Origin of the sequence: Moritella sp. PE36, assembly GCF_000170855.1 — a bacterium.
Taxonomy (GTDB): Bacteria; Pseudomonadota; Gammaproteobacteria; order Enterobacterales; family Moritellaceae; genus Moritella.
This window is the reverse complement of record NZ_ABCQ01000013.1, coordinates 56,241-70,373: the sequence shown is the minus strand read 5'-3', so window position 1 is coordinate 70,373 and position 14,133 is coordinate 56,241. Positions and strand designations below refer to the sequence as shown.

The following is a 14,133-nucleotide window of genomic DNA, read 5'->3' as shown; positions in this document are numbered from 1 at the left end:
TTATTTACAGTATGGTATATGTACACCTCTTTCGTTATTTGCTTTGGTCTTTTATTGAAAATCCAAATGATTAGCACATGCTTATTTTAAGTTGGTGATCACTGACAGGTGATACCCATAGCCTATTGTGGTGTATGATTTTATGCAGAATGAAAAAAATGCCCATTAGCAGTGATCATTTACGGTCACTTCTAATAGGCATTTGAATTTCTAGTGTTGGGAAGTTAAGCGGTTGTTTGCTCAGTTTTAACGTCTGCTGTAGTTGAATCAGTTTTTGATTTCAGCAATCGACTGGTGATGGTACCTGCTGTCATCGCACCACTTACATTCAATGCAGTACGTGCCATATCGATTAATGGTTCAATTGAAATAAGTAGTGCTGCAATAGTCACAGGTAAGCCCATTGCTGGTAATACGATAAGCGCGGCGAACGTAGCACCACCACCGACACCGGCAATACCAAATGAACTGACAATGATGATAGCGATTAATGACAAGATGAAGCTAAAGTCCATAGGATCAATACCGACACTTGGCGCAACCATGACCGCTAACATCGCTGGGTAGATACCGGCACAGCCATTTTGACCAATCGTTGCACCAAATGATGCTGACAGATTGGCAATTGCTGGTGGTACGTTAAGTTTGTTGATTTGTGCTTCTACGTTTAGTGGGATGGTCGCGGCGCTGCTGCGAGAACTAAATGCAAATGTCAGTACCGGCCAGATCTTCTTGAAATACTCGCTTGGTTTTACGCCAACAAACGATACCAGTAGACCATGGACAAAGAACATTGCAATGATAGCGACGTAAGACGCAACAATGAAACTCAGCAGGTTAAGAATATCACCGGCACTTGATGTTGCCACTACTTTCATCATTAATGCAGCGATACCATAAGGGGTAAGTGCCATGATCATTTTTACTAAGCGCATGACGACTGCTTGTGATGCGTCAACAAAGGCATGAATTGGTTTTGCTAGTTCGGCATTTTCCGCACTGACTTTAAGCGCTGCGATACCCACTAAAATACCAAAGATAACCACCGCAATAATTGATGTTGAACGGGCACCAGTTAAATCGGCAAATGGATTGGTAGGGATAAAGCTCACTAACATTTGTGGAATGCTTAAATCGCTTACTTGACCAATACGTGATTCGATAACTGTTACGCGCGCTGCTTCACGCGCGCCTTCTGTTAGGCCCTCAGCTGATAAGCCAAACAGTTGCGCAACAGCAATACCGACAATCGCAGATATCATGGTGGTGAACAGTAATACCCCAATGGTTAAACCACTGATCTTACCTAGCGAACCAGAACGGTCTAACTTCACTACCGCAGAGATCATGGATACCAATACTAATGGCATGATCACCATTTTGAGTAAACCGACATAACCTTTACCAACAACATTTACCCACTCTAGGGTATCTTTAATGATGCCGCTGCCTTCACCGTAACCTACTTGCATGAGTAGACCTAATACACTACCCGACACTAAACCGAGTAATACCAGACGTGAAAGAGTATGGCCTTTACGTTGTTGGACGTTGAGTAAAAATAATATGATACCAAAGACCGCTAAGTTAGCGATAACAGCTAATGACATGATCAATTCCTGTGGGTGATTTTAGCTTAAGCAACCAGATGACACTATTTTGTACGGTGTTTTTAAGCTATTTAATAACAATGGGTTGGATGTATTTCAGCAGATTACACTAGTGATCTAATTACCTAAAAGAATTAAAATTCATTAGATATTACTTTTGGTAATATAAAAACGCATGAGGGACGTGGGAATATAATCTGAGGTTATAAGATCAGTTTCGGCGCTCAACCACCTCATTAGGAGAAACTTTAGTCGCTGAATAACTGCCTCAGATCAACGAAATGTTGGTTGATAATCAACTTGATGCAAAATTAAGTTGAATTATTCAAAAAATGTTGAATAATAGGGTCACAATATAAGTGACCCAAGTCACAACAATAGTCTGAAACAGGAATCATATTCACATGTCTAACTCATTTGTACTAGTGATCAACTCTGGTAGCTCATCTTTAAAATTCGCGGTTATCGATTCAAATACCGGTGATGCTGTTCTTAGTGGATTAGGAGAGTGTTTTGGCCTTCCTGAAGCGACAGTTAGCTGGAAGTATGAAGGACAGAAGTCTGAAGAAGCTATCACAGGTGAAGGTAATCATCACGAACTGGCGATTAAGCGCATTGTTGCACTAATCGAAACGCTAGGGCTAACGTCACTGCTTGTTGCTGTTGGCCATCGTATTGTTCATGGTGGTGAGAAGTTTACCAGCACGATAAGAATTGATGAATCAGTATTAAATGAAATTCGTGACCTGTCAGATCTAGCGCCGTTACATAACCCCGCTGGTGCCAAAGGCATTGAAGCAGCAATGCATGCTTTCCCATCATTGCCACAATTTGCAGTATTTGATACGGCATTCCACCAGACTATGCCTGCAAAAGCATTTACCGGTGCGATTTCAAACAAACTTTATACAGACTATGGTATTCGTCGTTATGGTTTCCACGGCACAAGCCATTATTACGTTAGTCGTGAAGCCGCTAAAATGATTAATAAGCCTATCGAAGAAAGCAGCTTTATCTCTGTTCATCTTGGTAACGGTGCATCTGTATGTGCAATTCGTGATGGCAAAAGTGTTGATACAAGTATGGGCTTTACACCGTTAGCTGGCCTGATGATGGGTACACGTTGTGGTGATTTAGACCCAGGCATTATCGAGTTCTTATTGAAAAAAGGCTGGACACAAGACGAAGTTTATAAAGAACTGAATACTAACTCAGGCTTTATGGGTGTTTCTGGTTTAACCAGTGACTGCCGCGGTATTATCGAAGCAATGGAGCAGGGCCATAAAGGCGCGACATTAGCATTCCAAGTATTTACTTATCGTGTTGCAAAATACATTGCGTCATACATGGTCTCACTTGAATCGCTTGACGGTATTATCTTTACCGGTGGTATTGGTGAAAATGCGCTGCCAATTCGTAGCGAAGTATTGGCTTATTTGAAGATCTTTGGTTACAAAGAAGATCTGCAAGCTAATGAAAAAGCGCGATTTGGTAATGCTGGCGTTATCACTGAAGCTGGTACACCGGTTGTAATGGTTATCCCGACCAACGAAGAATTTGTTATTGCACAGCAGTCAGTCGAACTACTATAATCAATCATTTTTAAATTAAAATGACAATGAAACCCGCTTTGATAGCGGGTTTTTTTTAAGTTTTTTCAGCTAATTTAGCACTTCATTCTGTATTTTCTAACCTTCAATTTTAGTGTTGTTAAATATAACAAATTTAACGACGCTCACATTATATTAACTCACCTGATAACCATTTGTTAACATTAAATGCTTCTTTGTGATGTTTTACATTGCTCATATCTTGTGCGAGGAGCTATATCGATGTCTAGTATAGTAAAGATGTGTTGATGGTATGTTCCTTTAATTTGTTGTGCGTATTTACCATCTTCTTGTTTGTATTTGACTCTTGTTATGGAAGTGTTAGGGATAAAAACATGAAGAAAAAACTATTAGTCGTAGCTCTTGGCCTATCCAGCTCTATCGCGTTGGTTGGTTGCGGTAGTGGAGATGATGAAAAGCCGGGGCAGGTTGCAGTAACGTCCGTTTTTTATACTGTCAAAGTCATTGATGGTTATTTGAAAAATGCCCAAGTTTGGCTTGATATTGATGGTAATAAGCAGCTTGATAGCAATGAACCATCTGTATTATCTGGGGATGGTGGTATTGCTAAATTAGATGTCACTAATATTGTAAGTCCTGAGCAATATTCAACGTATGCAAAAGTCATTTTTGGCCAAACAATTGATGAAGATAACGGCGCTGTCGCAAGCGATTATATAATGTCTGCGCCACCAGGAGAGACAGAAATTACCCCGCTGTCGACATTGGTTGATATTTATATTGAACAAAATACCGATGGCACTGAATCTGTCGCAGTATTGGCTGCAATAAAACAAGCTGCAATAGTTAAGGTTGCCTATGACTTTGGTATTCAAGAAGCTGATGTTTTAAGTGATTACATTGCAAGTGGCACCGCAAGCGCGACATTCGTGGCAGAGAACATTGCAAATTCTCAACTACTCCCTGATGATGAAAATGAATTTATAGTCGTTATTGCCGATAATTCTGATACTTCAATCTTTAATAAACAACTCGCAGCAGCCAGCGGTATGATTAAAGCGGTAGTTGGGAACACTGCGGAAGAAGATTTTGATACCCAAGCCGCCGTGTTCGATAGTGGAGATGATTACGCGACTGATTCGGATGTTGATGGTGTGCCTGATGCTCTTGATGCACTAGATTTCGATGCCAGTGAGTGGATAGACACTGATGGTGATGGTATCGGTAATAATGCGGATCCAGATGATGATAATGATGGTGTTGAAGATAGTATCGATGCCGACCCACTCGATCCTGCTATCGGTGAATATGATGATTGTGTCGTTAATTATACGCCGACTGGCGCATCTATTGATGATTTCAATGCACAGTTAGCCAGCTGTGATCTTATACCAGCAATGGATTTAGCAGGTAATTCGATTATACGCATCTTAGATTCCGGTCAAACACGAATGTATACCTTTAATATCGATAATACCGCGCCTTTTTACCAAAATGGTGTGCAGCATAATCGTATATGGGAAATTAATGATGATGGTAATTTAGCGCTTTATTATAGTGATGGAGAAACGCTTGAGTACCTGATGCGTCTTATCGATGAAACAGAGAGTAATTTGAAATTTGGCGTATATGCGGATAGCAGTCAATCCATATACACTTGGAATTTTGAAGATGTAGATGTTTCTGTTGATATCCTTGCGTGTGAAGATCTTGACTCAGGTTGGAATGATGAGACTGATCTGCCGTTAGCTTATCGAAGTTACGATGAGTTTAAACAAGCGGTAACATCTTGTCAGGCGGGTAAATTATTTACTGCATTCAGTACTGGTTTTATTAGCAGCGGTATGACATTGACCACCAGTGATGCGTTAAGCCAAGCCGATGACGTTGATACATATCAGTTTAATGAAGATGGTAGTGGCGTATTCACGTATAACGAGGGCGCTGGTGATATCATTGTGCCAATGACTTGGACAATGCATGAAGACGATGTTGTTAAGGTTATTATTGATTATATTGATGGCAATAGTCTAGCCCAAACAGCACATAATTATCTCGCGATTGTTGAAACGAACGGTATTGATTATAGCGTCAAAGTCTTTAGCCGCAGTACCGCCTTTGAAGGTCTGGGTGATGCCGCGGGGGGGGATTTATGGGGTACAGTATTGAACGTACCTGATGATGATTAATTAGCGTTGAAAGTGCTTAATATCGCATAATCAAAGAGTCAATAATGTAATGCCCATCAGTTAACTGGTGGGCATTAATTTATTGTGATTGGTATTAGATTTAGTCGAAAATAATTCATTCTTGATCAAGGTATTACAGTTTTGGTACTTTTGTAGTGCTCATTTTAGTACGTAGCCTGTCATTAATCATGTTGTACTCATTATTCTACATGCATAATTAAATGGATTTAATATGATGGCGAATAACAAATTTATACTTTCTGCAGTCGCAGTTAGTCTGCTTGGCACTGTAAACGCGATAGCGGCTGAAAGAGTGAATCTACGTGATAATATTCAGCAATTGGCAAGCGCTGCGTTAGCTGATCCGGGGATATTAATGAGTGCACCAGCACAACTCTTAGGTTTGTCATGGAACGATGGCTTAAGTGTGATCAAAACATATCGAAACAGCAAGGGTGATAGCATTACCCGTTACCAACAAACCTACTTTGGACTGCCTATTATTGGCGAGCAAGCGATTATAGCGCGTACTAGTAAGGGGTTATTTAAACGTGCGCACGGTGCGATATTAAATAATATTGCTGATGATATTGTTGATATCACACCATCAATAACGACAGTAAATGCACTACGACAAGCCAAGCGATTAAGCAGGCCTGCAACTCCGTTGGCAGAAAATAAGTCGGTAGCCACGGAAAATGAAACGTCTCGATTAGCTGTTTGGCTGGGGGATGATGGTGTTGCCAAGTTGGTATATGAAGTCAGCTTCTTTCAACGGGCAGATAAACCGTCACGTCCTTACTACATTATCGATGCACATTCTGGCGAAGTTCTGCTTAGCTATGATAATTTGCAGACCGCAGATGCAACAGGTCCTGGTGGTAATGAAAAAATAGGGGAGTATCGTTATGGTTCTGATTTCAGCGCGTTGAATGTAACCCAAGCTGGTGGTATCTGTGTGATGAACAATGCACAGGTTAAAACGGTTAACTTAAATCATGGCACTGAAGGGTCAGATGCGTTTAGCTTTACTTGTCCTGAAAATACAGTTAAGTCAATTAATGGTGCTTATTCACCACTCAATGATGCGCATTATTTTGGTGGTATTATTTTTGATATGTACAAAGACTGGCTTAATGTCTCACCGCTAACATCGCAATTAGTCATGCGTGTTCATTACGACAAAAATTATGAGAATGCATTTTGGAATGGTGAATCGATGACTTTCGGTGATGGCGCGGATATCTTTTATCCTTTGGTCAGTTTAGATGTATCAGCACATGAGGTGAGTCATGGATTTACCGAACAAAATTCGGGGCTGGTTTATTCAGGTAAATCCGGTGGTTTGAATGAATCGTTTTCTGACATGGCCGGTGAAGCCGCAGAATTTTATATGCATGGCCGTAATGATTGGTTGGTCGGTGGGCAAATACTCAAAGCCAATGGTGCGTTACGGTCGATGAGCCATCCGCCGATGGATGGTAGCTCGATCGATAACCAAGCTGATTATCGTTTTAATATGGATGTCCATCATAGTTCTGGCGTATATAACAAAGCGTTTTATACTCTTGCGACAACTGCTGGCTGGGATACCCAAAAAGCATTTGTATTATACGCCGCGGCCAATCAATATTACTGGACGTCAAATAGTAATTGGAATGATGCCGGTAACGGGGTGATGGATGCGGCTTGTGACTTGGATTATAACGTCGACGATGTACAAGCTTCGTTAACCGCGGTCGGCGTTGTTGCCGATGTGAGCGATGGCAGCCAATGTAGTGTCACGAAACCACCGGTCAGTGCCATTGATAGAACAGAAGAAAATATATCGACAAGTTTTTTCAGACCCGCTAATTTTAAACAAGAATTAGGTGAAGGGTACTCGCGTCTTATTGTGACATTGGCTGGTGGAACGGGTAATGCCGATCTTTATGTAAAACATGAGGATAAATCACTATTCTCTAAATCGGATTGCATCTCCAAAACACCGGGTAATATTGAAACCTGTGTGATTGATAATCCAAACGCTGGTATTTGGAAGATTGATGTTCGCGGTTATGGTTCAACGTCGGGTGTGATCCTCAACATTCAGGCACAATAACGATTTTCGAATTGCTTTATTGGTCATAAAATAAGTGGTTGCCTTGTATTGTTGAACAAGGTGACCATTTCATTCAATTTACTCCTCGTGAAGTTTTCTCTTGTTAATCCATGTCTTGTTGGCGCATTATAACAACGCAAAAATATAGCATTATTATCTTTAAGGAAAGTTACAAGATGGATCACGCACAAGCATATGAGATTGGTACACCAGGTCAAAAATGGACCGCAGAAGATAAAGCAGCATGGTTAGCGAAACAAACTGTGGTTCGAGCTTATCAGCAGGAAGTGCTGGCAAAGTTAGAGGCTCTACAGCAAGATTTTAATATCGAGCAATATGGTGCCTTGTCTTATGATCCTGCTCGTTTTCCGTTATTTGTGGTTAAAACGCGTGATTGGGATAATACGAAACCGACTATTTTGGTGACTGGTGGCGTACACGGATATGAGACCAGTGGGGTACAAGGTGCTATTCGCTTCATCGAAACCCAAGCGCTGAATTATAGTACGCAGTTTAATATTATTGTCGCACCTTGTGTTAGTCCTTGGGGTTATGAAACGATTAATCGCTGGAACCCAAACGCGGTTGATCCAAACCGTTCTTTTGTTGAAAACAGTCCTGCCGAAGAGTCTGCCGCGTTAATGCAATGTATTGCGAAACTTGATGTAACGATCACTGCGCACATTGATTTGCATGAAACGACAGATACCGATAATAGCGAATTTAGACCGGCATTGGCTGCGCGTGATGCCGTTGTGCATGATAATTGGAATATCCCCGACGGCTTTTATTTAGTGGGGGATACGCTTAACCCGAATACTGAATTCCAAACGCATATTATTAATGCTGTTAGCAAGGTTACCCATGTCGCACCAGCAGATGATAGCGGTCGTATTATTGGTGAAAAACTGGCGCAGTTTGGCGTCATTAATTATGCAACCAAGGCGTTAGGTTTATGCTCTGGCTTTAGTGATTGTATTTATGGCACCACAACAGAAGTATATCCAGATAGTCCATTAGTCGATGATGAGAACTGCATTCAAGCACAAGTTATCGCTATTACCAGTGGTCTTGATTATTTGTCCAAAATATCTAAACTTGTCCAAAATAGCTAAAAATTAAATACTGTGAGTCCTTGATGATAAATATTAAGGACGTTATTAAGGGTAAGTTGTGGATTTATTGAATGATGAAAAGTTTATGCTTCGTGCATTAGAGCTTTCTAAATTAGCCCTACCAAATTGTCGACCTAATCCACCTGTTGGCTGTGTATTGGTCAAAGATAACATCATCGTAAGTGAAGGTTATACGCAAGCACCCGGTCAACATCACGCTGAAGCACAAGCCATTGCTAACTATGGTGCGGCACTAAATGACATCACGGCTTATGTTACTTTAGAGCCTTGTTCGTTTGTAGGTCGCACGCCATCCTGCGCGCATACACTTGCTGGACTTAATATAAAACGTGTGGTTGTGGCAACCGTCGATCCTGATCCGCGTAACAGTGGTAAAGGCCTCTCTGTATTGAGGAATGCAGGTATTGATGTCGAAGTAGGGGTTTGTCAGCGCGATGTGAGTGCGTTTATCACGCCTTACTTATTGGTATAGCAAGTTTACATTATGCTAACTAACGGGATATACTCGGCATCTTAATTGAGCATTTTATCGATAGATGGATTTACCTTAATGAAAAAATTAGCTGCAACAATCACTGCATTAGCATTTACGCTGGGGTTAACTGCTTGTGCAGAACTCAAAAGCGTTGGTCGTGATATCGGCCATGCGACCAGAGATGTCACTAAATCGATTGGTCACGCTTCTCGTGATATCGCTAAAGATGTAAGTAACGAAGTTAAAAAATGAGCACTCAAGGCGCATTGCTATCATGTTACTAACATGGGTTCGCAATGCGTTTTTCACATTAATTCATACCTGCATAATAAGCCGCGATATCGGCTAAATCTTGATTATTAAACTTAGATAATTGCTGTTTCATTATGTCAGCTAAGCTGCCTTTACGCTCGCCGTCTTGGTAAGCTTTCATGGCCTCAAATAGAGACTCTGCATGCTGATGGTTTAGGTTTGGATAATCAGCATTCACGCCTATACCATCAATGCCATGACAGAACTGGCAGCTTGGTGCTTTTATCTTTCCTAACTTGGGGTTTCCTTTGATAGAATCTGCTGTCGCATTAGTGGCAACAATAAGTAAAGCGGCTAAAATGGATACTGGGAATTTCATTTTCTAGTTTACTCTTTAAACTGATCTGGACGCTATTCAACACTGCAACATGCTTACGTTGTGCCGTTTGTAAGCAAGTGTATCAAAGTATTCAGAATGACCTTTGATCCGCGTCTATTAATGAGAGTGTTAATTGCCGTATTTCGGCATATTTTGGCTTTGTTACTTTAAAGTTTGATAACCGGCCCAAATTCTCGTTGTTGTCGTGATCCAACATAATGCCGCGTAAGTGTATGCAATGGTGGCAAAGTAAGCAGGGAACAAACACAGTAAAATAAAACAAAGCACGGTCTCAGTCCCTTCCGTCAATCCGCCCATGTAATACAACGATTTATGTTGGTAAACAGGGTTCTCAATATTTTGCTTACTTGCCATGATGGCAAAGGCTAGAAAGCTTGAACCAGTACCAATAAATGAGAAAATCAAAAATGCGCCTGCGACAGCATTCGCATCCGGGTTTGCGACCACAAAGCCAAATGGCACCAGTGAATAAAACAAAAAATCCAAGGTAATATCTAAAAAACCACCACTGTCGGTTATCCCTTGGATCCTCGCAACTGCGCCATCTACCGCGTCAAGAATTCGGTTTAAAAGTATGAAACCCAACGCGATGTTATATTCTTGTAGTGCCAATGCTGGAAAACACATCAACCCAAACATAAAGCCAAGTAGGGTAACCTGATCGGCTTTTATTCCCGTCTTATGTACTAGTTTTGCGGTGGCATTGATAGGCCTGTGAATCATTTTTATTGTATAACGATCAAGCATCTTGAGCTTCCTTATTCCATGGCCAGTGTAGGCATTTACTGTTGCTAGGGACATCGTCAGCGTCGTGCGTCACCATTAACACCGGAAGTTGTCTTCGGGTTGTTTGGGTAAACACCCAATTTCTAAATTCACTGCGCAATGATTTATCTAATTTATTAAAAGGTTCATCGAGTAACACAACAGCAGGCTCAGCTAATAATAGTCGCATCATACTAATCCGTGCTCGTTGACCCCCTGATATTTGCATTGGCGACTTGTCTGCCAGTTCGACTAAGTTGAGCTCGGTAAGTGTTTTTAATGCCTGTTCTTTTCGCTGTGTTTTTTTAACGTTATTGGGTAGGGCGATAGCGAGATTTTCCCAAATATTAAGGTGAGGAAACAATAAATCATCCTGAAATAAAATACCGATATTGCGCTTTTCTGCAGGCACGTCATTTAATAATTGTTGTTGATAATAACACTCGCCCTGATAGCTGAAATCGGCGGACGTATGTCCTGCAATCACACTTAACAAGCTCGACTTACCACAGCCACTGGGTCCCATTAATGTTAATACTTCACCTGGTTCAATCGTAAAGGAAACAGGTGCGAACAAGGGGTGGTTATTGTTATCAAGGATGGTTAGATTGTTGACTGACAGAGACATTAGGTGTCGATATCCTACTGGTTGATGTGGGGCGTTGTTGCTCTAGCGAACCACTTTTACGGCTGGCTACAATGGCAATGATATAAAATAAAAACGGTGTTAAAGATTGCAATAACGCATAAATCGCACTGATACGGCGATCTTGACCACTCGATAGCGCAACTGCTTCAGTTGTTAATGTAGATATTCGCCCGGCGCCAAGCATTAAGGTGGGTAAATATTGTGCCAGACTAACACTGATTCCAACAGCCCAGGCTATCCAGATCGCCGGTAATAATAATGGCCGTTTTATCTGCCACCACACTTTGAAGGGTGACAAGCCTAAGCTCAAGGCAACTTTATCTAAGCGTTGATCATAACTGCGCCAAGGGCCATCAAGCGCAAGAAATATGTAGGGAAAAACAAAGAAAATGTGCGCCCAGGTTACCCATAAATAATAATACTGATGGGCGATGTATAACGTGGCAACTTGGATGCCGAACAATAGCGATAATTGTGGTGCCAGCATAGGAATTGCGATGAGTAAGCGTGGTACCTTTAAAAAGCGTTTATTAGCGATTGCTTTAATGCTGTGCTCATGGATTATTATCGCAAAAACTAATGCGATCGTGGCGCTAACTAACGCGATCATGATGCTATTAGCAATAATATCTAATAAATAACCCCATTCTTGTTGCCAAAATCGCAGTGACCAGCGCGACGGCACAATATCAGGAAATCGCCAGCGTTGAGCAAAGGACCACATCAGTAGAATAGGTAAGGTCGCCAGGGTTATCAAGTAAGTAATGATAATGATACTTTTACCGCCAATTGGCAGCGAGTAGCGGCCACTTGACAGCCAAGTTCGACATTTTATTGTTATGAACCATTCAGTAAAACGTATGCTGAGTAAGATGGCTAAACACATGAGTAATAATAGTAAGGCGCCAGCCGATGCTTTTGGTAGTGTTGCAAGGTCGGCATCATTCAACCATTGCCAAACTAGCACTGCCAGCGTCGGAGGTCGAGTTGGACCTATGATGAGAGCAACGTCAACGACAGAAATGCTATAGGCCATCACCGCAAATAACGAGAAACGGATCTTTGGCAACCATTGTGGCAGGATGATTTTTTGCCACGCCTGTGCATTGTTATAACCTAGGCTGCGTGCGGTGATAAGCGTGGTATTGATATTTAATTGTTTGAGCAGCGGTATACTCATAAACAGTAAAAATGGGATCTCTTTGAGCGTCAACGCTGCAATAAGGCCAAGTCCATATTGGTCATGCACCAGTTGCCAGTTAATTTGGTCACCCAGAATGCGTGCGATAAAGCCACTGGGGGTAAATAAAAATGCAAAACCAACCGCGAAGGCAACATGCGGGAGGGCCATGATCGGCGCTAATAAGGTTTCGAGTTGTTTCCACCAACGGCTATGCCAGCATGATTGTAAAATGGCAAAGCTAAATAAGGCGGCAATTAAGGTACTCGCGATACTGATAAATAACGTCAGTACGACTGATTGCGATAGTCCTGGCCAAGTAAACAATTGCGTAAAGCCGGTAATAGACAAGGTGTACTGATCGATTGCTGGTATATAACCAAACGCAGCGAGCAATAATCCCATCAGCCCTGGTACTAGCGGTAAAAAGCTGATAAGAACAGTCAGTAACACGATCAGGTTAAACGTGAATGAGGCGACTGACTGTTTGTTCAATGTGCAGAGTTTAGCGTTCAATTAGTGTCCGTAGCGTTTTTGCCATTCAGCTTCAAGCGCGGTTTGCCAGCTTGGATGTGGTTCTGGAATCGATTTAAATAGCTTGGTCTTTTTGGCGGAGCCAGTGATGTGTTGCGGTGCTAATACCGTCGGATCACCCCAAATCGCTAAGTCACCTTTACGCGACTGTGCTTCTGGGCTTAACAGAAAGTTAATCGCCACTAATGCGCCTTCTTTTGCGGATGCATTCCAAGGTATTGATAGAAAATGAATGTTTGATAACGCACCTGCTTTCATCGCATACGCAACAGTCGTTTCGCTAAGCTTACCACTTTGTTGTGATGTCGTCGCTTCGTTAGGGTTAAATGATATCGCAATATCGAGTTCACCATCGTCTAACAACTGAATTGTTTCCGCAGCGCTGGCTGGGAACTGTTTACCCTGGCGCCATGCTACAGAATGAAACTTGTCGAGATAATCCCATAACGGTGCTGATATAGCAGTAAACGTCTTGGTGTCTACCGCTTTATATAATGGCCTATTATCGTTCGTTAATTCTAATAATGCGGCTTTTAGGAAACTGGTACCATGAAATGAAGGTGGTTTCGGGTAGCTCAGTTTATTCGGATGTTTAATTGCGTAAGCAAGCAGTTCGTTAAAGCTTGCTGGTGGCTTGGTTAATGTTTGAGTATCGTAAATAAACACCAGTTGGCCGACACCCCAAGGAGCTTCTAGCCCTAAGGTCGGTTCAGAAAAGTCGCTATCAACGGGTAACGTTTTATCAACATATTGCCAGTTTGGTAATTGCGTCGCGAATGAATCGGTGATCAGGTTATAGCGCTTCATTGATTTGAAGTTTTCACCGTTGACCCAGACCATATCAACACTGCCATTAGTGTTCTTTTGTGCGGTTTTTTCTGCGGCTAAACGGGTAATTGCTTCGGCGATATCACCGACTTTAACGTGTTTTAGACGCACGCCGTATTCTGTGTTCAAACGTTTATCTGTCCAGCGTAAATAGTTGTTTATTTCTGGACTACCACCCCATGCATAAAAATAGACAGTTTGTCCTTTGGCTTTTTCTTCAACGGCTTGCCAATCTAATTTAGCTGCTTGACTGAAGGTACTGACAAGTAATAAGCCAAGACCAACGAATAATTTACGCATGAAATATCCTTTTCTTAGATAAACCCACATTACAACCTGTAATGTACATGAATTTAATTATAACTGATTGTATTTATATTCATATATTAATATACCCAAGTAGCTTGGGTATATTGTCATCTTAGCCGTCACTGGGTATAGCT

12 protein-coding genes are annotated in these 14,133 nt (G+C 41.6%); 6 read left to right on the top strand and 6 right to left on the bottom strand.

The genetic code is table 11. The features are described from left to right. Nucleotides 1–224 precede the first annotated feature (224 nt). Nucleotides 225–1,610, bottom strand: coding sequence for an L-cystine transporter (locus tag PE36_RS09940; RefSeq protein WP_006031879.1), 1,386 nt, complete (start codon nucleotides 1,608–1,610; stop codon nucleotides 225–227). 404 nt (nucleotides 1,611–2,014) lie between these two features. Here PE36_RS09940 and PE36_RS09935 point away from each other — a divergent pair, with 404 nt between their 5' ends. The 6 genes from PE36_RS09935 (at nucleotide 2,015) to PE36_RS24565 (ending at nucleotide 9,334) form a co-directional block, all read left to right on the top strand. After that, complete coding sequence (locus PE36_RS09935; RefSeq protein ID WP_006031878.1) at nucleotides 2,015–3,202, top strand: acetate/propionate family kinase; 1,188 nt, start codon at nucleotides 2,015–2,017, stop codon at nucleotides 3,200–3,202. Nucleotides 3,203–3,555: 353 nt separating this feature from the next. Continuing rightward, nucleotides 3,556–5,370, top strand: a complete 1,815-nt coding sequence (locus PE36_RS09930) for a hypothetical protein (RefSeq protein ID WP_006031877.1) — start codon at nucleotides 3,556–3,558, stop codon at nucleotides 5,368–5,370. 232 nt (nucleotides 5,371–5,602) lie between these two features. Next, nucleotides 5,603–7,471 carry a M4 family metallopeptidase gene (locus tag PE36_RS09925; RefSeq protein ID WP_006031876.1) on the top strand — a complete coding sequence of 623 codons (1,869 nt, stop codon included), beginning with the start codon at nucleotides 5,603–5,605 and terminating at the stop codon, nucleotides 7,469–7,471. Between the two features lie 176 nt (nucleotides 7,472–7,647). Beyond that, nucleotides 7,648–8,586 (top strand): M14 family metallocarboxypeptidase, encoded by a 939-nt coding sequence (locus tag PE36_RS09920; RefSeq protein ID WP_006031875.1) that lies wholly within the window; start codon nucleotides 7,648–7,650, stop codon nucleotides 8,584–8,586. 58 nt (nucleotides 8,587–8,644) lie between these two features. Beyond that, nucleotides 8,645–9,079, top strand: coding sequence for a bifunctional diaminohydroxyphosphoribosylaminopyrimidine deaminase/5-amino-6-(5-phosphoribosylamino)uracil reductase RibD (locus PE36_RS09915; RefSeq protein WP_006031874.1), 435 nt, complete (start codon nucleotides 8,645–8,647; stop codon nucleotides 9,077–9,079). Between the two features lie 78 nt (nucleotides 9,080–9,157). After that, nucleotides 9,158–9,334: a hypothetical protein gene (locus PE36_RS24565; RefSeq protein WP_006031873.1), complete on the top strand. Its 177-nt coding sequence runs from the start codon at nucleotides 9,158–9,160 to the stop codon at nucleotides 9,332–9,334. A gap of 58 nt (nucleotides 9,335–9,392) precedes the next feature. On the opposite strand, the gene PE36_RS09910 is transcribed toward PE36_RS24565, so the two are convergent. From PE36_RS09910 to PE36_RS09890, 5 genes are all read right to left on the bottom strand, one after another. Then, nucleotides 9,393–9,713, bottom strand: a complete 321-nt coding sequence (locus PE36_RS09910; protein WP_006031872.1) for a cytochrome c — start codon at nucleotides 9,711–9,713, stop codon at nucleotides 9,393–9,395. 162 nt (nucleotides 9,714–9,875) lie between these two features. Beyond that, the gene (locus tag PE36_RS09905) at nucleotides 9,876–10,481 is read right to left on the bottom strand and encodes a CDP-alcohol phosphatidyltransferase family protein (protein WP_006031871.1); all 606 of its coding nucleotides are present in this window, start codon (nucleotides 10,479–10,481) and stop codon (nucleotides 9,876–9,878) included. Then, nucleotides 10,474–11,127, bottom strand: coding sequence for an ATP-binding cassette domain-containing protein (locus PE36_RS09900; protein ID WP_006031870.1), 654 nt, complete (start codon nucleotides 11,125–11,127; stop codon nucleotides 10,474–10,476). The genes PE36_RS09905 and PE36_RS09900 overlap by 8 nt, the downstream gene beginning before the upstream one ends. Continuing rightward, on the bottom strand, nucleotides 11,093–12,844 hold the full coding sequence (locus PE36_RS09895) for an ABC transporter permease (RefSeq protein ID WP_006031869.1): 1,752 nt from the start codon (nucleotides 12,842–12,844) through the stop codon (nucleotides 11,093–11,095). The genes PE36_RS09900 and PE36_RS09895 overlap by 35 nt, the downstream gene beginning before the upstream one ends. Continuing rightward, nucleotides 12,845–13,990, bottom strand: coding sequence for an ABC transporter substrate-binding protein (locus PE36_RS09890; RefSeq protein ID WP_006031868.1), 1,146 nt, complete (start codon nucleotides 13,988–13,990; stop codon nucleotides 12,845–12,847). Nucleotides 13,991–14,133: the final 143 nt, after the last annotated feature.

Bases quoted from the DNA above. Each gene is read 5' to 3' on its own strand.
- PE36_RS09940 (WP_006031879.1), bottom strand. From the start codon at position 1,610: ATGTCATTAGCTGTTATCGCTAACTTAGCGGTCTTTGGTATCATATTA.
- PE36_RS09935 (WP_006031878.1), top strand. From the start codon at position 2,015: ATGTCTAACTCATTTGTACTAGTGATCAACTCTGGTAGCTCATCTTTA.
- PE36_RS09930 (WP_006031877.1), top strand. From the start codon at position 3,556: ATGAAGAAAAAACTATTAGTCGTAGCTCTTGGCCTATCCAGCTCTATC.
- PE36_RS09925 (WP_006031876.1), top strand. From the start codon at position 5,603: ATGATGGCGAATAACAAATTTATACTTTCTGCAGTCGCAGTTAGTCTG.
- PE36_RS09920 (WP_006031875.1), top strand. From the start codon at position 7,648: ATGGATCACGCACAAGCATATGAGATTGGTACACCAGGTCAAAAATGG.
- PE36_RS24565 (WP_006031873.1), top strand. From the start codon at position 9,158: ATGAAAAAATTAGCTGCAACAATCACTGCATTAGCATTTACGCTGGGG.
- PE36_RS09910 (WP_006031872.1), bottom strand. From the start codon at position 9,713: ATGAAATTCCCAGTATCCATTTTAGCCGCTTTACTTATTGTTGCCACT.
- PE36_RS09905 (WP_006031871.1), bottom strand. From the start codon at position 10,481: ATGCTTGATCGTTATACAATAAAAATGATTCACAGGCCTATCAATGCC.
- PE36_RS09900 (WP_006031870.1), bottom strand. From the start codon at position 11,127: ATGTCTCTGTCAGTCAACAATCTAACCATCCTTGATAACAATAACCAC.
- PE36_RS09890 (WP_006031868.1), bottom strand. From the start codon at position 13,990: ATGCGTAAATTATTCGTTGGTCTTGGCTTATTACTTGTCAGTACCTTC.